The organism is Delftia sp. DT-2 (assembly GCF_028401915.1).
GTDB lineage: Bacteria > Pseudomonadota > Gammaproteobacteria > Burkholderiales > Burkholderiaceae_C > Comamonas > Comamonas tsuruhatensis.
On sequence record NZ_JAQOTI010000001.1, the window covers coordinates 507498 to 533714 of the forward strand.

Consider the following 26217-nt stretch of genomic DNA (forward strand, 5'->3'; position numbering starts at 1 on the left):
GCCGTGCGCGTATTCAGCGCATGGTCACGAACTCCTCGGCCGCCGTGGGGTGGATGGCCACGGTGTCGTCGAAGTCGCGCTTGGTGGCGCCCATCTTGAGCGCCACGGCAAAGCCCTGCAGCATCTCGTCCATCCCCAGGCCGATGCCGTGTATGCCCACGATGCGTTCCTCGGGGCCCACGCAGACCAGCTTCATGCGCGCGGGCTGGCGGTGGCGCGTGACCGCCGTGTACATGGCGGTGAAGGCCGATTGGTAGACCTTGACCTGATCGTCGCCAAAGCGCTCGCGCGCCTGCGGCTCGGTCAGGCCGACGGTGCCGATGGGCGGGTGGCTGAAGACCACGGTGGGCACGTTGTCGTAGTCCAGGTGCTCGCCGGTCTTGCCGTTGAACAGGCGCTCGGCCAGGCGCCGGCCTGCGGCCACGGCCACGGGCGTGAGTTCGATGCGGCCCGTGATGTCGCCCACGGCGTGGATGCCGGGCACATTGGTGTCCTGGAACTTGTCCACCGCGATGTGGCCGCTGTCCTGCAGCGCCACGCCTGCGGCCTCCAGGTTCAGGCCCGAGGTGTCGGGCCTGCGGCCCACGGCCCAGACCACGCAGTCCACGGTGTGGCTGCTGCCGTCCTGCAGTTGCAGATCAAGGCTGCCGTCTGCGTTGCGGACCACGGCCTTCGGGGTGGCCTGGCGGTGCACGGCGGGGCCTTCGGCCTCCATGATCTCCATCAGGGTCTGGCTCAGCAGCGGATCGAACCCGCGCAGTGCCGAGTTCTGGCGCAGGAACAGATGGGTCTGCGATCCCAGCGCGTGCAGCACGCCGGCAATCTCCACGGCGATATAGCCGGCACCCACCACGGCCGTGCGCGCAGGCAGGGCCTTGAGGGCGAAGAAGCCGTCGGAGTCGATGCCCAGCTCGGCGCCAGGTATGTCGGGCCGTGCCGGCCGCGTGCCCGTGGCGATGAGGATGTGATCGGTACTGAGCCGCTGGCCGCCCACCTCCACGGTGCGCGCATCCACGAAGCGGCCAAAGCCCTGGATCAGCTCGACCTTGTTGCGCGCCAGGCCGCTTTCATACGAGGCATGGATGCGGTCGATGTAGGCACTGCGGCTGTCCAGCAGGCGCTGCCAGTCCAGGCGGTCGACGGTGGCATCCCAGCCGTAGTCGGGGCCGTAGCGGTGCATGGCCTCGCCGATCTGGGCCGCATGCCACATGACCTTCTTGGGCACGCAGCCCACGTTGACGCAGGTGCCGCCGATCTCGCCGGCTTCGATCAGCGCGCAGTGGCGCCCGTGCATGGCGGCGCGGTTGGCCGATGCAATGCCGCCGCTGCCGCCGCCGATGACGATGTAGTCGTAGTGCTTCATGGAGATTCCGTGCTGTGTCTGAGCGGCCCGAATGCCGCAGCCGGCCATCTTGCCCTGTTCGCCGGCCAGGGGCCTGCGGCGGGGGCAATGCCGCCATCTCCGCGCCCAGACGACGGCCCGGTTGGCCGGCATATCGCCGCTTTGCAGGGCCGGGGGCAGCAGGCGTTTGGTGGCGAATGAACGGACGGTGGCGCGGCAGCCCGCGTTGCGCAGGGGGCGGGACGCACTGTCAAGAAAAGCGCAACGCGCAGTCAAGGCGCGGGCAGGTGCGGCCGCTAGGCTCCTGCATTGCCGGTACCCCCGGCACGGACCAGAAGAACAGCAAGTTGAAACGGGAGTGCATGTGAGAGAACGAGGCAGTCGCCTTCAGGCGGAATTTTCCAGGGCCATGATGCCGTGGGTGGTGGTATTCGGCGCCGGCCTGCATTGCGTCGCGGCTGTGGCCGCGCCGGCGCAGGGGCTGGTCATGACGGGCTACCAGACGCAGACCAACGCTTGGTATACGGCCATGGTGACCGAATACACGTTCAGCGTGGGTGGGGTGGTGCAGCAAGGCGGCTCGCCGCCCGCCGCTGCGGATTGGGCCACCCCTTCCAACTACTGGGATGGCGGCTGGACGCGCAACAGCTGGAACGAGCGCTACACATACAGCTACCAGGGCCAGATCCTGCAGACGACCAACCCCCTGGACATTCCTGCGGCGGCGGCCTGGGCCACGATCAGTTCCTTCCAGATTGAGAGCGCCTCCAGCACCCTTCCCATTGGCAACACGATCTTTCACTATTCGCTCGATGGCATCCAGACCCTGCTTGCCATGGACGCATCGTCCATCCCCGCCAATGCGGTCTGGGCGGGTCTGTCATCCATGACCGATGGGTGGAGTGCAACACAAAACCATGGGTTTGCCAGCTATGTGCTGGGCCGCCCGGTCTTCAGTCTGGCTCCCGCCGTCGATCTACATGCCGGCGGCGTGACGGCCAAGGCCCGCGTGGCGCTGGACCGGGACGGCACGGGCTACTGGCAGGTGCTTGCTGCGGCCGCCGCGGCGCCGGATGCCGCCACGCTGCAGGCCGGCGGCTCCCCGGTCGGCATGACGGCAGGCGTGGTCCACGATATCGATATCGGAGGGCTGGCGGTGAATACGGCCTACAGGCTGCACTTCATCGCCAGGGATGGCGCAGGCCGCGTGCAGCCGGATGTGGCCAGCGTGCCCTTCACCACGCTCAGGCTGGAGCAGACCATCGACTTTGCGCAGCCGTCGGCGCAAACCTTCGGCACGACATTCACGCCCGTTGCAACGGCTACCTCCGGCCTGGCCGTGACGTTTTCCGCATCTGCGCCAGAGGTTTGCACTGTCGATGCCGCAGGGGTGTTCAGCTTCCATTCCGCAGGCACTTGCACGATGACGGCCCGGCAGGGCGGCGACGCGACCTATGGTCCCGCCCCCGAGGTGGCTTACCCGGTGACGGTGCAGCCTGCTGCGCAGAACATCGTCTGGAGCATGCCGGCGCCTCTGGTCGTGGATGCACGGGTGGCTCTGAGCGCCGCCGGCGGTGGCTCGTCCCAGGCCGTGCAGTTCAGCTCCCTGACGCCGGCGGCGTGCTCCGTCAGCGGTGCCGAGGTGTCCGGCAGGCTGGCGGGTACGGACAACTGCCTGCTGGCCGCCGATCAGCAGGGGGATGCCAACCATCTGCCTGCGGCCCGGCAAGTCCTGTCCCTGAGCATCGGCAAGGGCGCGCAGGCCATTGCCTTCACTTCCGCGGCGCCAGCGGCCGCCAAGGTGGGCGATACCTATGCCGTGGCTGCAACGGGCGGGGCTTCCGGCAAGGCGGTGGTGTTCTCCGTGGATGCGGCGACGGCTGCCCATTGCACCATCGCGGGCGGTTCTGTCTCATTCATTGCGCCGGGACCCTGCCGCATCCTGGCAGACCAGGCCGGCGATGCGAACTACGAGGCGGCGGCAAGGCAGCAGCAAAGCGTGCAGATCGCCCAGGCCACAACCACCCTGGCGATCACCTCGACCCCCAACCCTTCCCGGCCCGGCGACGATGTGACCATCAGCGTGTCGGCCGTGACCGGGGCGCAGGACCGACGGGGGGCGCTGCGGGCGATGGCGGCGGCGCTCCCCTCGGGCAGCATCACGGTCTCGTACAACGGGGCGCAGCTGGGGTCGGCGCCCCTGGTTGGCGGCGCCGCCAGCATCACGGTCCGGCTGCCCGTGGCGGCCGGATCCCACGGCCTTGTGGTCGACTACAGCGGGGATGCAGTCCACGCCCCGATGAGCCAGGGCTTCACACAGGCCGTGGTGGCGGCGCCGGTGCCCACGCCTGTGCCGGCCCTGCATACCGTGGCGCTGGTCATGCTGAGCCTGCTGGCGGCCGGGATGGGGGCCGGCAGGCTGCGCAGGGGCCGGTAAGCCAGGCTGCCGGGCGGCATGAACCCCGGCGCGGCGCCTCAGGCGGCAGCGATGCGCCGGGCGATGGCCTGGCCCACTTCGGTGGTGCTGGCCGTGCCGCCCAGGTCGGGCGTGCGCGGGCCGCTCCTGATGACTTCCTCGATGGCCGAGACGATGGCGTCGTGCGCCGCGCGGCCTGCGCCCTGGCCGTGGGTCAGGAAGTCCAGCATCAGCGCCGCCGACCAGACCATGGCGATGGGGTTGGCGATGTTCTTGCCGTAGATGTCGGGCGCCGAGCCGTGCACGGGCTCGAACAGGCTGGGGAAGCTGCGGTCGGGGTTGAGGTTGGCCGAGGGGGCCAGGCCGATGGTGCCCGTGGTGGCCGGGCCCAGGTCGCTGAGGATGTCGCCGAACAGGTTGGTGGCGGCCACCACGTCGAAGCGGCCCGGCTGCAGCACGAAGCGCGCGGTCAGGATGTCGATGTGCTGCTTGTCCAGCGTGACTTCCGGGTAGGCCTTGGCCACGTCCTCGGCGCGCTGGTCCCACCAGGGCATGCTGATGGCGATGCCGTTGCTCTTGGTGGCCAGGGTGACGTGCTTGCGCTCGCGGCTTTGGGCCAGGTCGAAGGCGTACTTGAGCAGGCGCTCGGCACCCTTGCGCGAGTAGACCGATTCCTGGATCACGATCTCGCGGTCCGTGCCCTCGTACATGATGCCGCCCAGCGAGGTGTACTCGCCTTCGGTGTTCTCGCGCACCACGTAGTAGTCGATGTCGCCGGGCTTGCGGCCGGCCAGCGGGCAGGGCACGCCTTCGAACAGGCGAACGGGGCGCAGGTTGATGTACTGGTCGAACTCGCGGCGGAACTTGAGCAGCGAGCCCCACAGCGAGACATGGTCGGGCACGGTGGCGGGCCAGCCCACGGCGCCGAAGAAGATGGCATCCATGCCGGACAGCTGCGCCTTCCAGTCGTCGGGCATCATTTTTCCGTGGGCCAGGTAGTAGTCGCAGTGGGCCCAGTCGAAATGGTGGAATTCGAGCTTGATCGCAAAGCGGCTGGCGGCAGCTTCCAGGGCGCGCAGGCCTTCGGGCATGACTTCCTTGCCAATGCCGTCACCGGCGATGACGGCGATCTTGAATGTGTCTTGCATGGTGTCTGTCCTTGGAATGGATTGATATGAAGCGGCGCCGCTGACAGCCTGGCCGCATGCATGGCATTGTTGGCTGCGCCAGGGCTAAATACAATCGGCCAACTGTGGTTCCATTATTTACAGATCGTGAATAAACAGCCGTCTCCCGAAGACCTGCGCGTCTTCACCGTGGTGGCCCGCAAATCCGGCTTTGCCGCTGCGGCCGAGGAATTGGGGGCTTCGCCCGCCTATGTGAGCAAGCGCATCCGCCTGCTGGAGGAAGAGCTGGGCGTGAAGCTGCTGCACCGCACCACGCGCCGCGTGGCCGTGACCGAGGAGGGCGAGCGCGTCTTCCACTGGGCGCAGCGCATCCTCGACGACATGGACCAGCTGATGCAGGAGGTGGCCATCACGCGCAGCGAGCCGCGCGGCCTGCTGCGCGTGAGCAGCAGCTTCGGTTTCGGGCGGCATGTGATCGCGCCCGCGCTTTCCAGGCTGGTGGAGCGCCATCCGGGGCTGCAGGTGCGGCTGGACGTGTTCGACCGGCTGGTGGATGTGGCGGGCGAGGGCTTCGATCTGGATGTGCGCGTGGGCGACGAGATCGCGCCCCACCTGATTGCGCGGCGCCTGGCCGACAACCACCGAGTGCTGTGCGCCGCGCCTGCCTACCTGGCGCGCCGTGGCACGCCGCGCACGCCGGCCGAGCTGTCGGCCCATGACTGCCTGGCCATCAAGGAGCGCGACCAGGCCTTTGGCGTGTGGCGGCTGCGCGCGGGCGCGGCCGAGCAGGCGGTGAAGGTCACGGGGCCGCTGTCGGCCAACAACGGCGAGATGGTGGTGCAGTGGGCCGTGGACGGTCGCGGCGTTGCGCTGCGCTCGCTATGGGATGTGGGCGCCCATCTGCAGGCCGGGCGCCTGGTGCAGGTGTTGCCCGAATGGCGGCAGGAGGCCAATGTCTGGGCTGTGTATCCGACGCGGCTGCAGCTGTCGGCCAAGGTGCGGGTGTGCGTGGAGTTCCTGCAGGAACACTTCAAGAAGGAGTGGATGGCAGCCGCTCCCTGAGCGGGGCGGCTGCTGCAGCGGACTGGCCGGGGATCAGCCTGCCAGGGCGGCCTTCACTGCGGCGGAGACCTGGCCCATGTCGGCCTTGCCTGCCAGTTGCGCCTTGACCGCGCCCATGACCTTGCCCATGTCGCCGGGGCCGGATGCGCCCAGTTCGGCCACGATGGCCTTGACGGCGGTGGCCACTTCCTCGGCCGACATGCGCTCGGGCAGGTAGGCGGTCAGCACGGCCATCTCGGCCTTTTCCTTGTCGGCCAGGTCCTGGCGGCCCGCGCCCTCGAAGGCGGCGATGCTGTCCTTGCGCTGCTTGATCAGCTTGTCCACGATGGCGATGACGGCGGCGTCGTCCAGCTCGATGCGCTCATCGACTTCCTTTTGCTTCATCGCTGCCTGCAGCAGGCGGATGGTGCCCAGGCGCTCGCTGTCCTTGGCGCGCATGGCGGTCTTCATGTCTTCGGTGATCTGGGCCTTGAGGCTCATGGCTTTTCTCCTGAGGTGATGGCGTCGGAAAACACGGAACAAAAAAACAAAAAACCCGCGCCTGGCGTCCCGAGCGCGGGTTTTGCGGCTGACGAGAGCCGGCTGGTCAAGGGCTGATCAGTACAGCTTCTTGGGCAGCTGCATGCTGCGAACGCGCTTGTAGTGACGCTTGACGGCGGCAGCCTTCTTGCGCTTGCGTTCGGCAGTGGGCTTCTCGTAGAACTCGCGAGCGCGCAGGTCGGTCAGCAGGCCGAGCTTTTCGATGGTGCGCTTGAAGCGGCGCAGGGCAACTTCATAGGGCTCGTTTTCTTTTACGCGGATGGTGGTCATTAGCTAGATTTCCAGATATCTGTGCTGACAGCGGGTTCCCGGGAAGATCGGGCCTGAGAGCCATGTTCAGCGGTTGGTCCCCGTCCAAAGTTAACTAGTATTGGCCGACGGGGCGATTGCCAGCAAAGCGGGCGATTATACGCGAGACGAAAGCGGTCTGACAAATCAGGCAGAAGGCAAGGCCTGCGCACAGGCGTGCCCACTGGCCCAGGCCCATTGGAAGTTGTATCCGCCGAGCCAGCCGGTGATATCCACCACTTCGCCAATGCAGTACAGGCCCGGCTGGGTCTTGCATTCCATGGTCTGCTGCGAGAGCGCCCGCGTGTCCACGCCGCCCAGCGTCACTTCCGCCTTCTTGTAGCCTTCCGTGCCCGTGGGCACGATCTCCCAGCGTGACAGGCGCTCGGCCAGCTGGTTCAGGGCCTTGTCGGAGGCTTCGGCGATGGGGCGCTGCCAGGCAGCATCCTGCTGCACCCAGGCATCGGCCAGTCGCGAGGGCAGCCACTGCGCCAGTTCATTGGCGATGAGCTTGCGCGAGCGCGACTTGGCCTTGAGCAATTCGTCCTGCAGGTCCACCTCGGGGGCGAGGTTGATGCACAGGGGCGTGCCGGGCTTCCAGTAGCTCGAGATCTGCAGGACGGCGGGGCCGGACAGGCCGCGGTGCGTGAACAGCAGGTCTTCCATGAAGGCCATGCGCTCTTTCTTGCTGCCGGTGCTGATCTCCACGGGCAGGGCCAGACCCGCGAGCTGGGCGTAGGGGGCCCAGGCGTCGCCATCGAAGGTCAGCGGCACCAGGCCCGGCGTGCGCTCGACCAGGGGCAGGTCGAACTGCTGGGCCAGGCGGTAGCCGAAGTCGGTGGCGCCGATCTTGGGGATGGACAGGCCGCCCGTGGCGATGACCAGGCTGGGCGCCTGCACGGCGCCACGGCTGGTCTGCAGGCGGTACTGGCCATCCGAATGCGCGACGGAATCGACCTTGCAAGGCTGCCAGCGCTGCACGCCGCCGGCCTGGCATTCGGCCAGCAGCATGGCGATGATGTCCTCGGCCGAGCGGTCGGCGAACAGCTGGCCCTTGTGCTTTTCATGGTGGGCAATGCCGTGCCTGTCCATCAGCGCGATGAAGTCGGCCGGCGTGTAGCGCGACAGGGCCGAGCGGCAGAACTGCGGATTGCCGCCCACGAAGTGCTTGTGGGGCGCGCGCACGTCCAGGTCGCGGTTGGTGAAGTTGCAGCGGCCACCGCCCGAGATGCGGATCTTCTCTGCCACCTTCTCCGCGTGGTCCAGGAGCAGCACCGACAGGCCACGCTGTCCGGCCTGGGCCGCGCAGAACAGACCGGCCGCGCCGGCGCCGATGACGATGGCGTCGAAAGAGAGGGAAGAGGTCACAAAAACGTCACTCGGGGGGCAAAAGGGCGCCCATTCTCGCGCAATGGCGCTTTTTCCTAGAATCCCGTGATGAATTTCCCATCGCACCAGCTGAGCATGACTGTGCTCATGTCGCCCGACATGGCGAACTTTTCGGGCAACGTCCATGGCGGCGCCGTTCTCAAGCAGCTCGACCAGGTGGCCTATGCCTGCGCCAGCCGCTACGCGGGCCGCTATGTGGTCACGCTGAGCGTGGACCAGGTGATGTTCCTGCAGCCCATCCACGTGGGCGAGCTGGTGACGTTCCTGGCCAGCGTCAACCACACGGGCAAGTCGTCGATGGAGATCGGCATCAAGGTGGTGGCCGAGGACATCCGCACCCAGGTGGTGCGCCATGTGAACAGCTGCTTTTTCACCATGGTGGCCGTGGACGAGAACAAGCAGCCGGCCGCCGTGCCGACGCTGGTGCCGTCCAACGACGAGGAAAGGCGCCGCTGGCAGGCTGCGCTGATCCGCAAGGACCTGCGCCGCGAGCTGGCCCAGCGCTTCGAGCAAAGCCGCGTGACGGCCAGCAGCACGGTCAGGCCGGGCTGAGCGTGGAGGGCGCGGCGGGCGGCAGATGCCAGGTGCCGGGCGTGCTGCCCTGCAGCTCGTTCCGCACCTGTTCGATGACGCGCCTGAGGTCTTCCATGGCAGCCGGCTTGGACAGCACCTCGTCGGCGCCGGCCTGCAGGTAGCGCAGCGCTTCGGAGGCTTCGGGGCTGGCGGTCAGCGCGATCACGCGGCAGCGGCGCAGCTGGTTTTCGGCCTCGCGCTGGCGCAGGCGCCGGATGAACTCGAAGCCGTCCATGAGCGGCATGCGTCCATCGGTGATGATGAGATCGAAGGACTCGACCAGGCAGCGTGCCCAGGCTTCCTGTCCATCGCCGGCCAGGCAGATGCCGTGGCCCAGCGCGGCCAGCTGGCTCTTGAGCAGCTCGCGGTTGAACAGATAGTCTTCCACGGCCAGGATTCTGAGGTCGGACCCGGACCCGGGCTGTGATGCGGGCAGGGGCTCGGCACTGGCCTGAGGCTTTCCTTGCAGCGCCACCGAGGCGGGCAGGACCAGGGGCAATATTCCCTCTGACGCGGGCGTGACGTCGGCCTGCATGCGGTGGTCCGGCTCCACCAGTGGCAGGCTCAGCCTGACCGTGAAGCGCGAGCCTCGGCCCGGTGCGCTGTCCACCGTGATGGTTCCCCCCATGTGCTCCAGCAGGCGCCGCGTGATGCTCAGGCCCAGGCCGCTGCCAAAGGCCCTGTCCTGGTGGGCGCCTTCCACCTGCGAGAAGGGCTGGAACAGCCGGGCCTGGTCCTGCGGCGCAATGCCGATGCCCGTGTCCTCGACCTCCATCTGCAGCAGCAGGCGGTCATGCCGGCTGGCGCCATGCGCGCGCAGGGTGACGCTGCCGCGCTCGGTGAACTTGATGGCATTGCTGAGCAGGTTGAACAGCACCTGCTTGAGGTGCAGCGGGTCGGCCGTCACGCTGTGGTCCACGCCGCTGCCCACTTCGGTGCGCAGCGACAGCCGCTTGCCGTGGGCCAGGCCTTGCAGCAGCGGGGCCATGTCTTCGATCAGCGGGCGCAGTGCCACGGGCTGGAGCGTGGAGTCGATATGGCCCGACTCGATGCGGTGCAGATCCAGCACATTGCCCAGCAACAGCAGCATGCCCTGGGCGGCCTTGTGGGCGGAGGCCAGCATATCGCGGTGGGGCAGGCCGAGCTTTTCCCGGTCCTGCGCCAGTTCCAGCAGGCCGATGACGGCACTCAGCGGCGTGCGTATCTCGTGGCTGGTGGTGGACAGAAACAGGCTCTTGGCCTGGTTGGCGGCCTCGGCGCGCCGCTCGGCCCGGCGTGTCCTGCGCATCTGGCGGCTCAGGTAAAAGCCCCAGACCAGGGAGATGACCGTGACCAGGGCCAGCGCCCCGGCCAGCAGCAGCAGGCGCTGGCGGTGCTCGCGCCAGAAGCTCGCGCCGTTGCCGTTATGGTGCGGCGCCCAGTGGTGGACGATTTCGGCCACCTCTTCGGGTGCGATGGACAGCTGGGCCTTTTCCAGGATGCCCAGCAGTTCTGGTTCGGCGGCGTGCACGGCCAGGCTGATGGGGCGGGTGTAGTCGTCCAGGATGCCGGTGAGCTGCAGCCGGCTGCCCAATTGCTGGGCGTTGGCATAGCGCGCCGCGTAGTCGTTGCCCACGAAGGCATCGCTGTCATTGGCCTCCACGCTGGCCAGGGCCTGGGTCAGGTCGGCATACAGCTGCAGCCGTATGCTCGGATGCTCCCTGCGCACCGTGCTTTCGAGAAAGAAGCCCGCCACCATGGCCACGCGCTTGCCCTCCAGTCCCTGGAGGTGGTGTATGGGCTTGTCGCGCGGGGTGCCTGCGTTGGCCTCGGGCCGGGCCATCACCACGACCGTGCTGCGCAGATAGGGCGGCAGCAGCCTGATATCGGGCGAGGCCGTGGGCGGCGAGGTGTACGCCGGGGTGAGCAGGGCCTTGCCGGAGCCCAGCATGGTTTCGAGTTCGGAATAGTTGCGCGCGGCGATGTACTCGAACTGCAGGCCGGCGCGGCGGCTGATCAGGTCCAGGTAGTCGGGGCCTATGCCCTGGGCCTGGCGGTCGGCATCGAGCTGTCCCAGCGGACCCAGCGAGCCGTTGAGCACCACGGGGATGCGCGGATGGGCATCCAGCCACTGCTTTTCCGAGGGCGTCAGCGCCACGCGGTCGCCGCCCAGCAGCGGGCGGCGGCTTCCACTCCAGCTGCGCAGGATGTCGTCGCCGTGCTGCACGGTGATGCTGGGCAGGGCCTGGTCCAGGTAGGCCTTCAGCTGTGCATCGCCATGCCTCACCAGCATGCCGAAGCCACGGCTTTCAATGGGCGCAAAGCCCTGCACGCGCAGGTTGAGCAGGTAGTTGGCCTGGATCAGGTAGTGCACCGTGACCGTGTCGCCGACGAAGCCGTCGATCTCGCCCAGGCTCAGCGCCTCCAGCGCGCGGCGGGGTGTTTCATAGGTCAGCAGCTCGCTGAGGGGGTAGGCGGCAGCCACCTGGGAGCGCAGCAGCTGGTCGGGCGTCATGGCCAGCCGCGCACCCCGGCGCCGGGCGTCGAAGGGGGCATTCGACGGGGAGACCAGCACGGGCTGGCTGGGCAGGTAGGGCACGCTCAGGGCCAGGTCGGCGCGCTCGGCTTCCAGCTCGGTGCCGCCGCAGGCCAGGTCGATCTCGCCGCGGCGCAGCGCATCGAGCACGGCCGCACGCGATCCATAGGACTTGAAGCGCACGGGCGTGGGAAAAAGCAGGCCCAGGTGGTCGGCCGTGATGCCCTGGAAGCGATCGCCATCGATCATGCCCAGCGGCGGATGGTCCGGCGTGGAAATGCCCAGCGTCAGCGGCCCGCGCGCCTGCAGCCATTGGCGGTGCGCAGGCGTGAGCCAGGGCTTGGTGCCTGCCGTGACGCGCGTGGCCAGCACCATGTCGGCGCCGCTGGCCAGGCCGGGCATGGGCATGGCCATGCCAAGTGCGCAGTTGGCCAGCAGTTGGGCCGCCAGGTGTCGGCATGCCGGCCACGATGCCTGCGTCGCTGTGGAAGTGAGAGTACGGCTTGATGTTTTCATTGAATCCCCCGGTGGCGCTGCCGCAGTCCGGCGCAGCTGACGGCCTGCGAAAACGGTCTAGACGCTGTTTTCGGCAACCAACAGGAGATTTTTAATGAAAACTAATGATTTTATCTATCGATAGATATTTTCTTTGTTGCAGCTCGGCACTCAGGCGGCAGCAACCGCAGGGTTGGGTTGCTCCTGGGGTTCGGCCATTGCCCGAATGCCATGGACCACATCTCCAACGACGATGACACTGGGGCTGCCCAGGCCGGTGTCGGCAATGCATTGCACGAGCGTGTCCAGCGTGGCCAGTGCATGGCGCTGCTGCGGCAGGCTGGCGTGCTGGATCACGGCCACGGGCGTGGCGGCGGGCAGGCCGTGCAGCAGCTCTGCACGGATGTGCTCCACGCTGCTCACGCCCATGTAGATCACCAGGGTGAGCCGGGCATCGCGCGCGGTGGCGGCCAGCTGGCGCCAGTCCGTGCCGCTGTCGCCGGGCTTGGCGTGGCCGGTGATGAAGACCACGCCGTGCGCCCGGTCGCGGTGCGTGAGCGGCGCGCCCAGGCTGGTGAGCCCGGCCAGGCCGGCCGTGATGCCGTTGATGACCTGGACCTCGATGCCGGCCTCGCGCAGATGCTCCACCTCTTCGCCGCCGCGCCCGAAGATGAAGGGGTCGCCGCCCTTGAGGCGCACCACCGTCTCGCCATCCTGCACGGCGGACAGCATGAGCTTTTCGATGAAGGCCTGGGGCGTGCTCTTGCAGCCGCCGCGCTTGCCCACGTAGACAATGCGCGCCGTGGGCGAGGCATGGGCAACGATGGCATCGCTGACCAGGTCATCGACCAGCAGCACGGTGGCCGTCTGTATGGCCTTGAGGGCCTTGATGGTCAGCAGCTCCGGGTCGCCGGGGCCGGCGCCGACCAGGGTGCAGCTGCCGCGCCGGGCGGTGTTTGCGGGGGGGTGGGACGGGGTCGTCATGGCGGGGCTCCGTTTTTCTGGGGTGTTCAGCGAATCTGATCGGCAAGGTGGACGATGTGTTCCACCTGGCGCGTGAGCGCCGGTGGCACGGGCAGGCGGCCCGCAAGCACGTCCTCGGTGTAGCGCGCCGTGGTGTCCACGTCGATCTCGGCGGGCAGGCCCGGGATTTCGGAGGCCGTGCCGCTTTGCTGCTCGGCCAGCAGTTGGTGGGCGCCTGCGACGAATCCGTCGTAGCGCGGCAGCCGGCGCGGGTCGGCCGCGACCTCGCCCTCCAGCCCGCGCGAGAGCAGCACATTCATGCCCAGCGTCCCGAAGGTGCCGTGCAGCATGGGCAGGTACTCGGGATGGGTGTAGGCCGTCACCAGCAAGGACGGGCCGTTGCAGGGCGCCAGCAGCTTGACCACGCTGTGGCCCGGATTGCGCAGGCCGATGACCTCGCGCACGGACAGCAGCCGGGCCAGTGCCGGATGCAGGTGTTCGGTATGCAGATGGGCCACCTGGCCGCCATCGAGTGCCTGGGGTGCCCGCAGCGGCGCAATGCCCAGCGCCTGCAGCACATCGCTGGCCAGGATGCGCCGCGCCTCGGTGCGCATGCCGTGCAGCAGCACGGGCAGGCCTTCGCGCGCCAGCAGCAGGGCCAGCAGGGGCGTGAGCACGGGCAGGCGGCGCGCGCCGTTGTAGCTGGGCAGCACGATCACGGGGCGGCCATGGGCCGAGGCGGGAAAGCGCGCGGCGCGCGCATGCACGGCATCCAGGAAGCCGCTCATCTCCTCGACCGTCTCGCCCTTGATGCGCATGGCGATGCAGAAGGCGCCGATCTCCAGATCGGTGACGCCCCCGTCCAGCACCTGGCCGAACAGGTCGGCGGCCTGCGCGCGCTCCAGCGCCTTGGCTCCGCGTGCGCCGCGGCCTATTTCCTTGATGTATTGGCTGATGCCCATGGCGTGGTGATCGTGGGTGGAATCCTGTGGGTGCATATTTTCCCGCAGGTTTCATTACTTTTCGCTATATATGCAAACCTGTCGTTCCATGGCCTCTTTCATGCCGCCTGCGGGCTGGGCGCAACGGGGATGTGGCGCACCAGGCGCTTGAGTTCAGGCAGGCAGGAGCCGCAGTTGGTGCCGCAGCGCAATTGGCCTTGCAAAGCGGCCAGGCGGGCATCGTCGCTGCCCTCGCAGCGCGCAAGCACGCCTTCGATGGCGGCCTCGTCCACGTCGAAGCACGCGCAGACCTGGCGCGTGCGCTGCGCCAGGGGCAGCGGTGCCGAGGCCGAGGACATGAGCAGCAGGCGCCCATAGTCCTGGGCCGGCAACTGGTCCTTCAGCAGGGTGCCCAGCCAGCTGCCGGCGCGCGTGTCTCCGGCCAGCAGCAAGGCTTCGACCGTGGTGGACAGGCTGGTGCGGTCCAGCCGCAGCGCACGGCTGTGCTGGCGGCGACGGTCGCTGTAGCGCAGGGTGTCGGCGGCATCCAGGCCCAGCAGGGACTCGATCTGCGCGATGAGGGCGTCGTCGGGCGCCTCATGCGCGGCGGCGCGCAGCAGCACGCCGTGGCGGGCGCGGGCGGCGTCCTGCAGCGGCACGGCATTGCCGAAAGGCACGCAGCTGGCAAAGCCGAAGTGCGGCATGAGGGCGGACAGCTGCTCGCGCACGGCCAGCACGCGGTCCTCGGGCAGCCAGGCCATGGCCAGCAGGGTCCAGGGCAGAGCGGCCTTTTGCAGCTTGACGGCCGTGTGCTTGAGTTCAGGCTGCTTGGATGCGGGGCAGAAGGCCGGCGTGGTCAGTGCGTTGAGGCCCCCCGTGGCCGTGCCGCCCAGGTACTCGCCGCCCCAGTGCATGGCCATGAAGAGCTGGGAGGGCGCGAGCGTGGCATCGGGCTGCACCGGCACCAGCAGGGCACCGCGGCGGCTGCTCACCTGCACCAGGTCGCCCGCGCGCAGGCCGCGCTCGGCCATGTCCTGCGGATGCATCTGCACACTGGGCTCGGCAGCCTGGCCGAACAGTCGTCCCAACTGGCCCGTGCGGCTCATGCCGTGCCACTGGTCGCGCAGCCGGCCCGTGGTCAGGCTGAAGGGGTAGCTCGCATCGGGCGACTCGGCCAGCGGCTGCCAGGGCAGCAGGGCAAAGCGGGCGCGTCCATCGGGCGTGGGAAAGCGGCCGTCTTCGTAGAGCCGTGCGCGGCCCAGGGCTGCGCCTTCGGGCAGCGGCCATTGCTGGGGGCCTTGCGCGTCCAGCAGATCCCAGGACAGGCCGGTGATGTCCAGGTCACGCCCGCGCGTGCTTTCGCGGTGCTCGTTCCAGATGGCTTCGGCGCCTGCGGCGGCGTCCTCGGTGTCGTAGGGGAAGAGGCTGGGCCGGCCCGGGCGCAGCCGCGTTTCCATGCGCCGCGCGCAGTCCACGGCGATGCGCCAGTCATGGCGCGCGGCGCCCGGCGCGGCCACGGCGGGGCGCACGCGCGAGATGCGCCTTTCGCTGTTGGTCACCGTGCCGATCTTCTCGCCCCAGGTGGTGGCGGGCAGCAGCAGGTCGGCGTAGGCGCAGGTGGCGGTGGTGGCAAAGGCCTCCTGCACGATGACGAATTCGGCCCGCTGCAGTGCGCGCCGCACCAGGGCCTGGTCGGGCATGCTTTGCGCGGGGTTGGTGCAGGCTATCCACAGCGCGCGGATCTCGCCCTCGGCGGCGGCCTCGAACATCTCCACGGCGGTCTTGCCGGGCCGTGATGGCACGGCGTCCACGCCCCATAGGGCGGCCACTTCGGCGCGGTGGGCCGGGTTGGCCAGGTCGCGGTGGGCCGACAGCAGATTGGCCAGCCCGCCCACCTCGCGCCCGCCCATGGCATTGGGCTGGCCCGTGAGCGAGAACGGTCCCGCGCCTGCGCGCCCGATCTGGCCCGTGGCCAGGTGCAGGCCGATCAGCGCGGCGTTCTTGGCCGTGCCGTTGCTGCTCTGGTTCAGGCCCTGGCAGTACAGGCTGAGCGTTGCGCCACGGGCGGCGCCGTCCCGCGCATCTCCTCCCAGCGCGAACCACTGCGCGGCCTGGAAAAGGTCGTGGCGGGGCAGGCCGCAGACCTCGCTCACGCGCTCGGGCGTGGCCTCCCGCACCAGGGCCTGCAGGTCGGCAAAGCCGCTGGTGTGGCGCGCGATGTAGGCCCGGTCCAGCCAGCCTTCCAGCTCCATGATGTGCAGCATGCCGTGGAACAGCAGGGTGTCGCTGCCGGGGCGCAGCGGCAGGAAGAGGTCGGCCATGCCGGCCGTGTCGGTGCGGCGTGGGTCGGCCACGATGATCTTCATCTGCGGCCGCGCGGCACGCGCCTGCTCTATGCGCCGCGTGAGCACGGGATGGGCCCATGCCGCGTTGCTGCCCACGATGAACAGGCAGTCCGCATGGTCCACGTCCTCGTAGCAGGCCGGTGGCGCGTCGGCGCCCAGCGTGGCCTTGTAGCCCGCTACGGCGCTGCTCATGCACAGGCGCGAATTGGTGTCGATGTTGTTGGTGCCGATCAGGCCCTTGGCCAGCTTGTTGAAGACGTAGTAGTCCTCGGTCAGCAACTGGCCGCTCACATACAGGCCCACGGCATCGGGGCCGCGCTCCTGCACGATGGAGGCCAGCCTGCCGGCTGCCAGGTCCAGCGCGGCATCCCAGCTGATGTCCCGGGGCGCAGCCCCGCGCGTGGTGCGCAGGGCGGGCTGCAGCAGCCGGGTCTGCCGCGCCAGGGCGGGCGAGGCCGTCAGATGCAGCGTGCTGCCCTTGGTGCACAGGCGCCCGTGATTGGCCGGATGCGCCGGGTCGCCGCGCACGCCCGTGATGCGGGCGCCATCGCTTTCGATGATGACGCCGCAGCCTGTGCCGCAGTAGGGGCAGGTGGATCGGGTTTCTTGCATGGTGGGCCTGGGGTGGATGAGGGAAGGGCAGGGCACGGGGGCGGGCGCCGTCACGGGCCGCTGGCCGGGTCGGCCTGGCTGGCCTGGCTGGCTTGACTTTCGCCGAACATGAGGCGGTCGCGCAGTTCCTGCACTGCCACGCCATCGCGCAACAGGCGGAAGTACCAGCCACCGTCCTCGGTGTCGCCATACAGGCAGGCGCCGACCAGTCTGTCGCCGCGCAGCACCAGCTTGCGGTACACGCCCGCGCCGGGGTCGCTGAGCACGATTTCCTCCGTGCCGTCGTCGCCGCGAAAGTCGCCTGCGCTGAACAGATGAATGCCCGTGACCTTGAGCTTGGCCGAGGTCTGCGAGCCCGGATAGCGGCCGATGCCGATTTCGGCCAGGTGGTTGGCCAGCACCTTGCCCTGCTCGAACAGCGGCGCCACCAGCCCGTAGGCCACGCCCCGGTGCGCCGCGCATTCGCCCACGGCATAGATGCGCGGGTCGGTCACGGTCTGCAGCGTGTCGCTGACCACGATGCCGCGCTGCACATGCAGGTGCATCTGCTCGGCCAGCGCGGTCTCGGGCCGGATGCCCACAGCCATGACCACGAGCGAGGCCGGCGCATCGCGCCCGTCCTGCAGGTGCACGCAGGCCACGCGGCCCTGGCCATCGCCCGTCAGCGCGCGGGTCTGGGCCTGCATCAGAAAGCGCATGCCGCGCTCGGCCAGCGAGGCCTGCAGCAAGGCGGCGGCGGTCTCGTCGAGCTGGCGGTCCAGCAGGCGCTCGCTCGCATGCACCACGGTGACCTCCATGCCGCGCTTCATGAGGCCGTTGGCGGCCTCCAGGCCCAGCAGGCCGCCGCCGATGACCACCGCCTGGCGGTGGCTGGCGGCCGCCGCGATCATGGCCTGGGTGTCGGCAATGTCGCGGTAGCCGAGCACGCCGTCCAGTTCGCGCCCGGGCACGGGCAGCATGAAGGGGCGCGATCCCGTGGCCAGGATCAGGCGGTCGTACCCGGCGCTCACGGGCTGGCCGGTGGCGTCCACGGCATGCACCACGCGGCGCGCCCGGTCCACCGCATGCACGCGGCAGCCTGCATGCAAGGTGATGTCGTGCCCGGCATACCAGGACCAGTCGTTGAGGATGATTTCGTCCAGCTGCTGCTCGCCCGCCAGCACGGGCGACAGCATGATGCGGTTGTAGTTGGGGTGCGGCTCGGCGCCGAACACGGTGATCTCGTAGAGGTCGGGCGCGATCCTGAGCAGCTCTTCCAGCGTGCGCACGCCGGCCATGCCGTTGCCCACCATCACCAGCCTGGATTTCTTCATTGCGCCCCCGCATCGGTTCGAAAAGCAAAAAGGCGTCATCCCCACTGCGCGGCTGCTGCCTGCGCGCGGGTTGACGCCTTTGTCCCTGGGGCAGCGGCACCTCGTTGCGCCTTGCCCCCATGGCCTGCAATGGCCACGCACGGGATGAAGCAAGCGGCATGCCAGGGCGCGCAGCCCTGCGCGGGCGCTGTCCTCGGGGCTGCCGCCCGGCGGCCGAGCCATGGTGGTGCGTCGCATGCCTCAAGGCGGTGCGCCCGCTATCGAGAGCGCGCAATCAGATGTCTGAATCGAATGGAGGTTTTGTGGCGATTTGTTTCAAATGCGACGAATCGGGGTACAACAAGCCACCGGGTCCTGCAGTAAGCCAGGGCCGCAATGACGTGAAGGATTTTTCTTCTTCAAGGGACCACGCCTATGAGAGTGAATCTGCCAGTCAGCACGCGTGAATACGCATTTCCCAAGGGCCAGACCCTGGTGTCCACCACGGACCTGAAGGGGCGCATCCTCTACTGCAACCCGATGTTCATCGAGGTCAGCGGCTACGAGCGCGAAGAACTGCTGGGCCAGCCCCACAACATGATCCGCCACCCCGACATGCCCGAGGAAGCCTTCCGCGACATGTGGGCCACCATCTCGGCCGGCCTGCCCTGGTCGGCGCCCGTGAAGAACCGGCGCAAGAACGGCGACTTCTACTGGGTCATGGCCAATGTCACGCCGCTGATGGAAGGCGACCGGCCCTCGGGCTACATGTCGGTGCGCACCGAGGCCACGCGCGAGCAGACGGATGCGGCCGAGCGCCTCTACGCCACCATGCGCGCCGAAAAGGACGCAGGGCGCAAGGTCCACGTGCTGCGCGCCGGCCATCTGGTGCGCAACAACCTGCGCGGACGCCTTGCCAGCGCGCTGAGCCTGGGCCTGGCAGGCAAGCTGGTGCTGATCTTCTTCCTGGTGGTGGCGGCGGCCTTTGGCGCGGCGATGGCGGGAGGGCACACGCTGGATGCATGGTCCGCGCTGGCCTGGCTGGCGGTCTGCATCTTCACGGGGCTGGCCGGGGCCTGGGCGTACCGGCTGACCGTGGCGCCGCTGGCGCAGATGGTGCTGCAGGCCAACCGCCTGGCGGCCGGCGACCTGACGCAGACCATACGCATCACGCGCAAGGACGTGGTGGGCGATCTGCAGAAGGCGCTGAGCCAGCTCAATGTGAACCTGCTGTCCATCGTGCGCGATGCGCGCGAGGAAAGCGACAAGATGCAGATCTCCACGCGGGAAATCGCGCAGGGCAACCAGGACCTGTCCGCGCGCACGGAAACCCAGGCCGGCAACCTGCAGCAGACGGCGGCGTCGATGGAGGAGATCACGGGCACGGTCAAGCACACGGCCGAGTCGGCCCGCCAGGCCACGGACCTGGCCACCCAGGCCAGCGAGGTGGCCGAGCGCAGCAGCGGCGCCGTCGACGGCGTGGCGGCCACCATGAAGCAGATCCAGGCCGCGTCGGGGCGCATCGGCGAGATCACGCAGCTCATCGACTCCATCGCCTTCCAGACCAACATCCTGGCGCTGAACGCCGCCGTGGAGGCCGCGCGCGCGGGCGACCAGGGCCGGGGATTTGCGGTGGTGGCGGCCGAAGTGCGCAGCCTCTCGCAGCGCACGCAGGCAGCGGCCAAGGAGATCCGCGAACTCATAGACGACTCCGCCGCCAAGGTGCTGGATGGCAATCAGCGCACCGAGGTCGCGCAGAAAACCATGACCGAATCGCTGGACCTGGTGCGGCGCGTGAACCTGCTGATCGGCGAAATCCACAGCGCCTCCAACGAGCAGCTCAGCGGCATCTCGCAGGTCAACGCGGCCGTGGCGCATCTGGACAACATCACGCAGCAGAACGCGGCGCTGGTGGAGCAGAACGCGGCATCGGCCATGGCCTTGCAGGCCCAGGCGCAGACCGTGTCGGAGACCGTGCAGGTCTTCCGGCTGGACGCCACGGCCCGGGCATCGGCGGCCGTGGCCGACGCAGTGGCGCTGCGCCGGTCCATGAAGGCGCAGGCGCCGTTGCCGCCGCTGCGGCCGCCGCGCACCCAGCCGCAGCCGGCGCTGACCACGGGCTGAGCGCGATCCGGGCGCTGGAAAACATCGTTGACACTTGGGGCGCTGCGCCGCCATGCCCGCTGCACCGGCCGGCGCTACCATGTGACTTTGTGTTGACCGGGCGACCGGATGAAGGAACGACCATGAACTCCAGCTCTTCCCTGGCCGCGGAACTGATGGCCCAACTGCAGGGCGCGCCCATGCAGCAGATGGCAGACCAGATCGGCGCCAGCCCCGCTCAGACCGAAAGTGCCGTGGGCGCGGCCCTTCCCGTGCTGCTGGGTTCGCTGGGCCGCAATGCGGCCGATCCGCAGGGCGCGGCCAATCTCTTCGGCGCGCTGCAGCGCGACCACGGCGCGGCCAGCGGTGGCGCCGGCGGGCTGGATCTGGGAGGCCTGCTGGGCTCGCTGCTGGGCGGCGGCGCAGGCGCAGGCGGCAATGCGGGCGGCGGGCTGGACGGCGCAGCCATCCTGGGCCATATCCTGGGCGGCAACCAGCAGCGCGCACAGGACGGACTGGGCCAGGCCACGGGCCTGGGCAGCGGCGGCGCGGCCCAGCTGCTGCAGCTGCTGGCCCCCATCGTCATGTCCTTTCTTGCACAGCGCGTGAGCGCAGGCGGCATGGATGCCGGCGGCCTGGGCCAGGTGCTGGGCCGCGAGCATGCGCAGGCGCAGCAGCAGGGCGGCCTGGGTGGTGGTTTGCTGGGCAGCCTGCTCGATCAGGATGGCGACGGCCAGGTAGGTCTCAGCGATCTGATGAAGATTGGTGGCAGCCTGCTGGGCGGCCGTCGCTGAAGGGCCGCATTCACTGAATCGGGCAGGGCCGGTGCGTGTGCATACACGCGCTGGCCCTGTTGCTTTTTGGGCGCAGTTCGGATGACACTAGAACCGAATTGGCGAACGACTGAAAGGCACCCATGACAGCAGTTGCAGACATTCTCAAGTCCAAGGCCACCAGCGCGGTGTACAGCATCGCGCCTACCGATTCCGTGCTCGACGCGCTGCGGCTCATGGCCGACAAGGGCATTGGCGCCCTGCTGGTGATGGAGGGCAGCGAGATCGCCGGCATCGTCACCGAGCGCGACTACGCGCGCAAGATCGCGCTGCTGGGGCGCACCTCGGGCGCCACCCTGGTGCGCGACGTGATGACGCGCGACGTGCTGTTCGTCGGCCCCACCCAGACCACGCAGGAGTGCATGGCGGTGATGACCGAGAACCGGCTGCGCCACCTGCCCGTGGTGGACGAAGGCGGCAAGCTGCTGGGCCTGATCTCCATCGGAGACCTGGTCAAGGACATCATCTCCGAGCAGAAGTTCATCATCGAGCAGCTGGAGCACTACATCTCGGGCCGGCACTGAGCCGGGGCTCGGCCTGCCCGCCATGGGCAGGGTCTCGAAGGCGGCAGGACCTGCGAAGGTTCAGGCCGCCTTTTCCACATGCCCCTGGCGGGTGTAGAGGAAATCGATCACGGCCTTGCGGCACTGGCGGTAGAGGTCGTCCTCGGCCAGCGCCACGCGGTTGCGCGGGCGGGCCAGGCCGACCTGCAGCACCTCGCCGATGGTGGCGGCCGGGCCGTTGGTCATCATCACGATCTTGTCGGACAGCAGCACGGCCTCGTCCACATCGTGCGTGACCATGACCACGGTGCTTTGCGTGCGCGCCACGATCTCCAGCAGCTCGTCCTGCAGCTTGGCGCGCGTGAGCGCATCGAGCGCGCCGAAGGGCTCGTCCATCAGCAGCACCTGCGGCTCCATCGACAGCGCGCGCGCAATGCCCACGCGCTGCTTCATGCCGCCCGATATCTCGCCGGGCCGCTTGTGCGCGGCATGGGCCAGGCCCACCAGTTCCAGCGCGGCCAGGGTGCGGGCCTTGAGCTGGGCGCGGCTTTCCGTGCGGCCATAGACGCGCTCCACGGCCAGGTGGATGTTGCCCTCGCAGGTCAGCCAGGGCAGCAGCGAGTGGTTCTGGAAGACCACGGCGCGCTCGGGTCCGGGGCCCTTGATCTCCTTGTTGGCGCACAGCAGCACGCCCGTGGTGGGCGTGGTCAGGCCCGCGATCAGGTTCAGCAGGGTGGACTTGCCGCAGCCCGAGTGGCCGATCAGCGAGACGAATTCGCCCCGCGCAATGGTCAGGTCGATATTGCGCAGTGCCGGAAACAGGCCCTTGGCGGTCTTGAAGCTCTGCTCCACGCCCTGGATCTCGATGAACTTGGACGATGCATTCATGCCTTCACCTCTTCGAACGTAAATGCCGTTGCCAGCTTGACCAGGGCCATCTCCAGCAGCAGGCCCACGATGCCGATCACGAAGATCGCGATGATGATGTTCTTGACGTTGAGGTTGTTCCACTCGTCCCAGACCCAGAAGCCGATGCCCACGCCGCCGGTGAGCATCTCGGCCGCGACGATGACCAGCCAGGCCGTGCCCACGGCCAGGCGCACGCCGGTCAGCATGTAGGGCAGCACGGCGGGGAACAGGATGGTGGTGGCGATCTTCCATTCGCTGAGGTTGAGCACGCGCGCCACGTTCATGTAGTCCTGCGGCACGCGCTGCACGCCCACGGCGGTGTTGATGAGCATGGGCCAGATCGAGCAGATGAAGATGGTCCAGATGGCCGCCGGGTTGGCGCCCTTGAAGACCAGCAGGCCGATGGGCAGCCAGGCCAGCGGCGACACCGGGCGCAGCAGGCTGATCAGCGGGTTGAACATGCGCGACAGGAAGTTGAAGCGCCCGATCACGAAGCCGGCCGGAATGCCGACCAGCGCCGCCAGGCCAAAGCCCACGGCCACGCGCTGCAGCGAGGCCAGCACGTTCCAGCCCACGCCCTGGTCATTGGGGCCGTTGCGGTAGAACGGGTCGCTGAAAATCTCCACCGCCTGCTGCCAGGTCGCCAGGGGCCCCGGAATGCTCTGGCCGGAGCCCGCGGCCACCAGGGACCACACGCCCACGAGCAGGCCGAGGCCGCACAGCGGCGGCAGCACGGCCAGCCAGAAGGCGCGCGACAGCGCCGCCCAGTCGCGCGCAGGGGCGGGAGTCCTGGGCGTTGCCGGTGCAGCCTGCATGGCCGGGACCGGGGATGCAGCGGTGGGGGAAACCGGCGCAGGCGGGGCGGCGGCGGTGGAGGACTCTGCCGGGAAGTGGAAGACGGCGCTGACCATGGTGTGTTCCTCGGTGGGATGGGTCTTCAAAGGGGATCTCTCAGGCCTTGATGGCGAAGCTGTCCGCGTACTTGCGCGGGTCCTTGCCGTCCCAGACCGTGCCGTCCATCAGCTTGCTGCTGCGCATCTCGCCCTTGGGCAGCGGGGCCTTGGCGGCGGTGGCGGCCTGCTGGTAGATGTCCAGGCGGTTGATGGAGCGGGCCACGCCCAGGTAGTCGGGGTGGTCCTTGAGCAGGCCCCAGCGCTTGTGCTGGGTGAGGAACCACATGCCGTCGGACAGATAGGGATAGCCCACGCTGCCGTCGCCATAGAACTTCATGTGGTGGGGGTCGTCCCAGGTCTTGCCCATGCCGTCCTGGTAGCGGCCCAGGATGCGCTGGTTGATGGCGTCCACGCCGGTGTTCACATAGGCCTTGCCGGCAATGGTGTCGGCCATGCGGGTCTTGTTGGCCAGGCTCTCGTCGATCCAGCGGCCGGCCTCGATGATGGCGGCCGTCACGGCGCGTGCCGTGTTGGGGTTCTGGCGGGCAAATTCGGCCGTGGTGCCCAGCACCTTCTCGGGATGGTCCTGCCAGATGGCCTGGGAGGTGGTGGCCGTGACGCCGATGCCGTCCATGATGGCGCGGTGGTTCCAGGGCTCGCCCACGCAAAAGCCGTCCATGTTGCCCACGCGCATGTTGGCCACCATCTGCGGCGGCGGCACGGTGATGACCTTGGCATCCTTGAGCGGGTGGATGCCGTTGGCCGCCAGCCAGTAGTACAGCCACATGGCATGCGTGCCCGTGGGAAAGGTCTGGGCAAAGGTGTATTCGCGCTTTTCGCTGGCCATCAGCTTGGCCAGGCCTGCGCCGTTGACGGCGCCCTTGTCGGCCAGCTTCTTGGACAGCGTGATGGCCTGGCCGTTGTGGTTGAGCGTCATCAGCACGGCCATGTCCTTCCGGGCGCCGCCCACGCCCAGGTGCATGCCGTAGACCAGGCCGTACAGCACATGGGCAAAGTCCAGTTCGCCATTGGCCAGCTTGTCGCGCACGCTGGCCCAGCTCGCTTCCTTGGAGGGAATGATCCTGACACCGTACTTCTGGTCGATCCCCAGCACCGAGGCCATGACCACGCTGGCGCAATCGGTCAGCGGAATGAAGCCGATGCGCACTTCCTTTTTCTCGGGCGCATCCGAGCCTGCCGCCCAGGCGCCGTGGTGGCCCAGCTGGGTGTAGAGCGCCGCGCCGCCTGCCAGCGTGCCGGCCTGGCGCAGAAAATCGCGCCGGGGCAGTGCCGGGCCGGAGGTGAGAGGGCCTGTGGTGGGCTGGGGCGTGGACGCCATGGCGGAACTCCTTCGATCGTCGGGAATGGAACACTTGCAAACCGGCATGTCCCAAGCAAAACGGCGTCCTCTCCGGCCGCGCTGCGCGGGGAGAGTGACGCCGTTGTCCTGGGGCCCTGAATCAAGACCGGGTTCCCGGCCGCCTTTGGCCGGGATTTGCCAGAGTCAATGCAGAAACCGTGCCAGGCGGCGTTCAAGGGGGACCATGCACTCCACCTGCCTTGCCGTCCGCGCCGGGCCACCTTCTGGTGCGCGACTTGCCGCAGCACTGCACCAAGTCGGTGCTGCGCTGCAACATGGCGCGCAGCGGCACGGGTTCATGGGGCGGGCGGCAGCAGATCGGCCATGGAAAGCACGGCCTGCGCCACTTCGGCCAGGCGGCGGTTCTGGTTCATGGCGGTCTGGCGCAGCAGCTTGTGGGCCTCGCCTTCGCTGAGCTGGCGCCGTGTCATCAACAGGCCCTTGGCGCGCTCCAGCAGCTTGCGTTCCGTGAGCGTGGCGCGCACGGTCTCCAGCTCGGCCTGCATGGCCTGCAGCCGCTGGGACTGGTCCTGCACCAGGTCCATCACGGATCGGTCCAGCTGCGGGCCCAGACGCGCGGCCGGGGGCTGCAGCCCGCCCAGCGCCAGCGTGGCGGAGACGGGCGTGATCTCCATTGCCTGCGGCGCCTGCAGCAGCGTCTGCAGGGCGGCGCGCGCATCGACAATGCAGCGCTGGCACTGCTGCTGCAGCTCGGCCGTCAGGCGGGCCTCGACGGTGTGCAGCGCATCCATGCGCCGCGAGCAGCTGTCGAACCAGGGCTCGGCCATCTCCGGCGCCAGGGGAGTGCCCGGCGCGGCCGTGCAGCCCACGCGGCGCAGGCGTTCGATCACGGCCAGCGTGGCATCGGCCGCGCTGCTTTCTTGCCACAGGGCCAGGGAATGGGGCGGCGCAAACTCCGCAAAGACCTGAAAGCAGCGCTCCTGCGAGGCGATCAGGTGCAGCCAGTGCTGCTGGCGCGGCGCATCGCTGACGCCCGCACCAAAGGCGGCCACGCCCGTGGCACGCTCCTGGCCCGCGAATTCCTTGCCCTGCATGAAGTTGAACAAGGCCACCAGCAGGCGCGAGATACCGGGCTCGGGCGCGCTGTCGGCCGCCTCGAACACCACGGCCAGCAGGCCTGCCACCAGCTCGATGTAGATGGCGGTGGCCGCCTCCGGCGACAGGTCGTGGCTGGCGACGCGCTCGCGCAGCGCAGGCAGGGCGTCCAGGCACTGCAGCACATGGGCGATGCGGCTGAACAGCCGCGCGCCATGGCCGGGGTGTCCCGTGGAGTCTGTTTGGCCGGGCTGCATGTCCAGCCGGTCGAAGCCGTCAAGCGCGGCCGCGGCAATCCGGTCGCACTCGGCCATCTGCGCCAGCCGTGCCTCGCCGCCATGCGCGCCCGCGCTGGCCAGAAAGACGTTGGACAGGCCGCGCTCCTTTTGCAGCGCATGGATGAGGCGGCTGAGCAGATCCACCAGTGCGCTGGTGCGCTGCAGTTGCTCCAGCTCGCCGATTTCGCACTGGCGCGCGGCCACAAGAAAGTTGAGAGCGGTTTTCATGGGGGACGGGTCCTGTCTGCCTGCATTGATGCAATTCCCATGCCGGGCCTGCCGTGGCGCAAAAGGAGAAGTAGAAGCAAGGCGCAGGGTTTGATAGAATTTTTCTAACGTTTTGAAATCGTCGATACAAATTTGGACGCGCGAATGTGTCGAA

20 protein-coding genes are annotated in these 26217 nt (G+C 68.5%); 6 read left to right on the forward strand and 14 right to left on the reverse strand.

The features are described 5' to 3' along the window. Positions 1 to 13: 13 nt before the first annotated feature. A complete protein-coding gene (gene gorA, locus PO605_RS02370) occupies positions 14 to 1363 on the reverse strand; it encodes a glutathione-disulfide reductase (protein ID WP_047475245.1) in 1350 nt (449 codons plus the stop codon). 388 nt (positions 1364 to 1751) lie between these two features. On the opposite strand from gorA, the gene PO605_RS02375 reads away from it, so the two are divergent. Continuing rightward, positions 1752 to 3779, forward strand: coding sequence for an Ig-like domain repeat protein (locus PO605_RS02375; RefSeq protein ID WP_231574572.1), 2028 nt, complete (start codon positions 1752 to 1754; stop codon positions 3777 to 3779). A gap of 38 nt (positions 3780 to 3817) precedes the next feature. Here the strand turns inward: PO605_RS02375 and PO605_RS02380 are convergent, their stop codons facing one another. After that, on the reverse strand, positions 3818 to 4906 hold the full coding sequence (locus tag PO605_RS02380; RefSeq protein WP_017406912.1) for a tartrate dehydrogenase: 1089 nt from the start codon (positions 4904 to 4906) through the stop codon (positions 3818 to 3820). A gap of 126 nt (positions 4907 to 5032) precedes the next feature. On the opposite strand from PO605_RS02380, the gene PO605_RS02385 reads away from it, so the two are divergent. Next, complete coding sequence (locus tag PO605_RS02385; protein WP_197065208.1) at positions 5033 to 5947, forward strand: LysR substrate-binding domain-containing protein; 915 nt, start codon at positions 5033 to 5035, stop codon at positions 5945 to 5947. 33 nt (positions 5948 to 5980) lie between these two features. On the opposite strand, the gene PO605_RS02390 is transcribed toward PO605_RS02385, so the two are convergent. From PO605_RS02390 to PO605_RS02400, 3 genes are all read right to left on the reverse strand, one after another. Further along, positions 5981 to 6427 carry a GatB/YqeY domain-containing protein gene (locus PO605_RS02390; RefSeq protein ID WP_016449728.1) on the reverse strand — a complete coding sequence of 149 codons (447 nt, stop codon included), beginning with the start codon at positions 6425 to 6427 and terminating at the stop codon, positions 5981 to 5983. Positions 6428 to 6544: 117 nt separating this feature from the next. Further along, positions 6545 to 6757, reverse strand: a complete 213-nt coding sequence (gene rpsU, locus PO605_RS02395) for a 30S ribosomal protein S21 (RefSeq protein ID WP_003052999.1) — start codon at positions 6755 to 6757, stop codon at positions 6545 to 6547. 165 nt (positions 6758 to 6922) lie between these two features. Continuing rightward, complete coding sequence (locus PO605_RS02400; RefSeq protein WP_272205965.1) at positions 6923 to 8143, reverse strand: NAD(P)/FAD-dependent oxidoreductase; 1221 nt, start codon at positions 8141 to 8143, stop codon at positions 6923 to 6925. A gap of 69 nt (positions 8144 to 8212) precedes the next feature. Between PO605_RS02400 and PO605_RS02405 the strand changes: the two genes are divergently transcribed. After that, positions 8213 to 8716, forward strand: coding sequence for an acyl-CoA thioesterase (locus tag PO605_RS02405; protein WP_017406259.1), 504 nt, complete (start codon positions 8213 to 8215; stop codon positions 8714 to 8716). On the opposite strand, the gene PO605_RS02410 is transcribed toward PO605_RS02405, so the two are convergent. From PO605_RS02410 to PO605_RS02430, 5 genes are all read right to left on the reverse strand, one after another. After that, positions 8703 to 11666, reverse strand: a complete 2964-nt coding sequence (locus PO605_RS02410; RefSeq protein WP_047475253.1) for an ATP-binding protein — start codon at positions 11664 to 11666, stop codon at positions 8703 to 8705. The genes PO605_RS02405 and PO605_RS02410 overlap by 14 nt on opposite strands. A gap of 252 nt (positions 11667 to 11918) precedes the next feature. Next, the gene (gene cobA, locus PO605_RS02415) at positions 11919 to 12731 is read right to left on the reverse strand and encodes a uroporphyrinogen-III C-methyltransferase (protein WP_272205970.1); all 813 of its coding nucleotides are present in this window, start codon (positions 12729 to 12731) and stop codon (positions 11919 to 11921) included. Positions 12732 to 12757: 26 nt separating this feature from the next. Further along, positions 12758 to 13672, reverse strand: a complete 915-nt coding sequence (gene ybiB, locus PO605_RS02420) for a DNA-binding protein YbiB (protein ID WP_272206011.1) — start codon at positions 13670 to 13672, stop codon at positions 12758 to 12760. Between the two features lie 98 nt (positions 13673 to 13770). Further along, positions 13771 to 16608 (reverse strand): nitrate reductase, encoded by a 2838-nt coding sequence (locus tag PO605_RS02425; RefSeq protein ID WP_272205972.1) that lies wholly within the window; start codon positions 16606 to 16608, stop codon positions 13771 to 13773. Between the two features lie 50 nt (positions 16609 to 16658). Then, positions 16659 to 17921, reverse strand: a complete 1263-nt coding sequence (locus tag PO605_RS02430) for an NAD(P)/FAD-dependent oxidoreductase (RefSeq protein ID WP_082001594.1) — start codon at positions 17919 to 17921, stop codon at positions 16659 to 16661. 414 nt (positions 17922 to 18335) lie between these two features. On the opposite strand from PO605_RS02430, the gene PO605_RS02435 reads away from it, so the two are divergent. From PO605_RS02435 to PO605_RS02445, 3 genes are all read left to right on the forward strand, one after another. Next, positions 18336 to 20024, forward strand: a complete 1689-nt coding sequence (locus tag PO605_RS02435; RefSeq protein ID WP_272205974.1) for a methyl-accepting chemotaxis protein — start codon at positions 18336 to 18338, stop codon at positions 20022 to 20024. A gap of 122 nt (positions 20025 to 20146) precedes the next feature. Continuing rightward, a complete protein-coding gene (locus tag PO605_RS02440) occupies positions 20147 to 20797 on the forward strand; it encodes a DUF937 domain-containing protein (RefSeq protein ID WP_016449719.1) in 651 nt (216 codons plus the stop codon). A gap of 122 nt (positions 20798 to 20919) precedes the next feature. Continuing rightward, positions 20920 to 21360, forward strand: a complete 441-nt coding sequence (locus PO605_RS02445) for a CBS domain-containing protein (RefSeq protein ID WP_016449718.1) — start codon at positions 20920 to 20922, stop codon at positions 21358 to 21360. A 60-nt stretch (positions 21361 to 21420) separates the two neighbouring features. Here PO605_RS02445 and PO605_RS02450 read toward each other — a convergent pair whose 3' ends face one another. From PO605_RS02450 to PO605_RS02465, 4 genes are all read right to left on the reverse strand, one after another. Then, positions 21421 to 22227, reverse strand: coding sequence for an ABC transporter ATP-binding protein (locus tag PO605_RS02450; RefSeq protein WP_017407363.1), 807 nt, complete (start codon positions 22225 to 22227; stop codon positions 21421 to 21423). Beyond that, positions 22224 to 23159, reverse strand: coding sequence for a nitrate ABC transporter permease (gene ntrB / locus PO605_RS02455; RefSeq protein WP_034367678.1), 936 nt, complete (start codon positions 23157 to 23159; stop codon positions 22224 to 22226). The genes PO605_RS02450 and ntrB overlap by 4 nt, the downstream gene beginning before the upstream one ends. A gap of 40 nt (positions 23160 to 23199) precedes the next feature. Next, on the reverse strand, positions 23200 to 24480 hold the full coding sequence (locus PO605_RS02460; protein WP_016449715.1) for a CmpA/NrtA family ABC transporter substrate-binding protein: 1281 nt from the start codon (positions 24478 to 24480) through the stop codon (positions 23200 to 23202). Positions 24481 to 24797: 317 nt separating this feature from the next. Beyond that, positions 24798 to 26063 (reverse strand): nitrate regulatory protein, encoded by a 1266-nt coding sequence (locus tag PO605_RS02465; protein ID WP_017407366.1) that lies wholly within the window; start codon positions 26061 to 26063, stop codon positions 24798 to 24800. Positions 26064 to 26217 lie beyond the last annotated feature (154 nt).

Excerpts from the sequence above, each read along its gene's own strand:
- PO605_RS02445 (WP_016449718.1), top strand. The coding sequence starts at position 20,920 with ATGACAGCAGTTGCAGACATTCTCAAGTCCAAGGCCACCAGCGCGGTG.
- cobA (WP_272205970.1), bottom strand. The coding sequence starts at position 12,731 with ATGACGACCCCGTCCCACCCCCCCGCAAACACCGCCCGGCGCGGCAGC.
- ybiB (WP_272206011.1), bottom strand. The coding sequence starts at position 13,672 with ATGGGCATCAGCCAATACATCAAGGAAATAGGCCGCGGCGCACGCGGA.
- PO605_RS02375 (WP_231574572.1), top strand. The coding sequence starts at position 1,752 with ATGATGCCGTGGGTGGTGGTATTCGGCGCCGGCCTGCATTGCGTCGCG.
- PO605_RS02380 (WP_017406912.1), bottom strand. The coding sequence starts at position 4,906 with ATGCAAGACACATTCAAGATCGCCGTCATCGCCGGTGACGGCATTGGC.
- PO605_RS02450 (WP_017407363.1), bottom strand. The coding sequence starts at position 22,227 with ATGAATGCATCGTCCAAGTTCATCGAGATCCAGGGCGTGGAGCAGAGC.
- PO605_RS02430 (WP_082001594.1), bottom strand. The coding sequence starts at position 17,921 with ATGAAGAAATCCAGGCTGGTGATGGTGGGCAACGGCATGGCCGGCGTG.
- PO605_RS02410 (WP_047475253.1), bottom strand. The coding sequence starts at position 11,666 with ATGGCCATGCCCATGCCCGGCCTGGCCAGCGGCGCCGACATGGTGCTG.
- PO605_RS02440 (WP_016449719.1), top strand. The coding sequence starts at position 20,147 with ATGAACTCCAGCTCTTCCCTGGCCGCGGAACTGATGGCCCAACTGCAG.
- gorA (WP_047475245.1), bottom strand. The coding sequence starts at position 1,363 with ATGAAGCACTACGACTACATCGTCATCGGCGGCGGCAGCGGCGGCATT.
- PO605_RS02465 (WP_017407366.1), bottom strand. The coding sequence starts at position 26,063 with ATGAAAACCGCTCTCAACTTTCTTGTGGCCGCGCGCCAGTGCGAAATC.
- PO605_RS02460 (WP_016449715.1), bottom strand. The coding sequence starts at position 24,480 with ATGGCGTCCACGCCCCAGCCCACCACAGGCCCTCTCACCTCCGGCCCG.
- rpsU (WP_003052999.1), bottom strand. The coding sequence starts at position 6,757 with ATGACCACCATCCGCGTAAAAGAAAACGAGCCCTATGAAGTTGCCCTG.
- ntrB (WP_034367678.1), bottom strand. The coding sequence starts at position 23,159 with ATGGTCAGCGCCGTCTTCCACTTCCCGGCAGAGTCCTCCACCGCCGCC.
- PO605_RS02405 (WP_017406259.1), top strand. The coding sequence starts at position 8,213 with ATGAATTTCCCATCGCACCAGCTGAGCATGACTGTGCTCATGTCGCCC.
- PO605_RS02435 (WP_272205974.1), top strand. The coding sequence starts at position 18,336 with ATGAGAGTGAATCTGCCAGTCAGCACGCGTGAATACGCATTTCCCAAG.
- PO605_RS02425 (WP_272205972.1), bottom strand. The coding sequence starts at position 16,608 with ATGCAAGAAACCCGATCCACCTGCCCCTACTGCGGCACAGGCTGCGGC.
- PO605_RS02390 (WP_016449728.1), bottom strand. The coding sequence starts at position 6,427 with ATGAGCCTCAAGGCCCAGATCACCGAAGACATGAAGACCGCCATGCGC.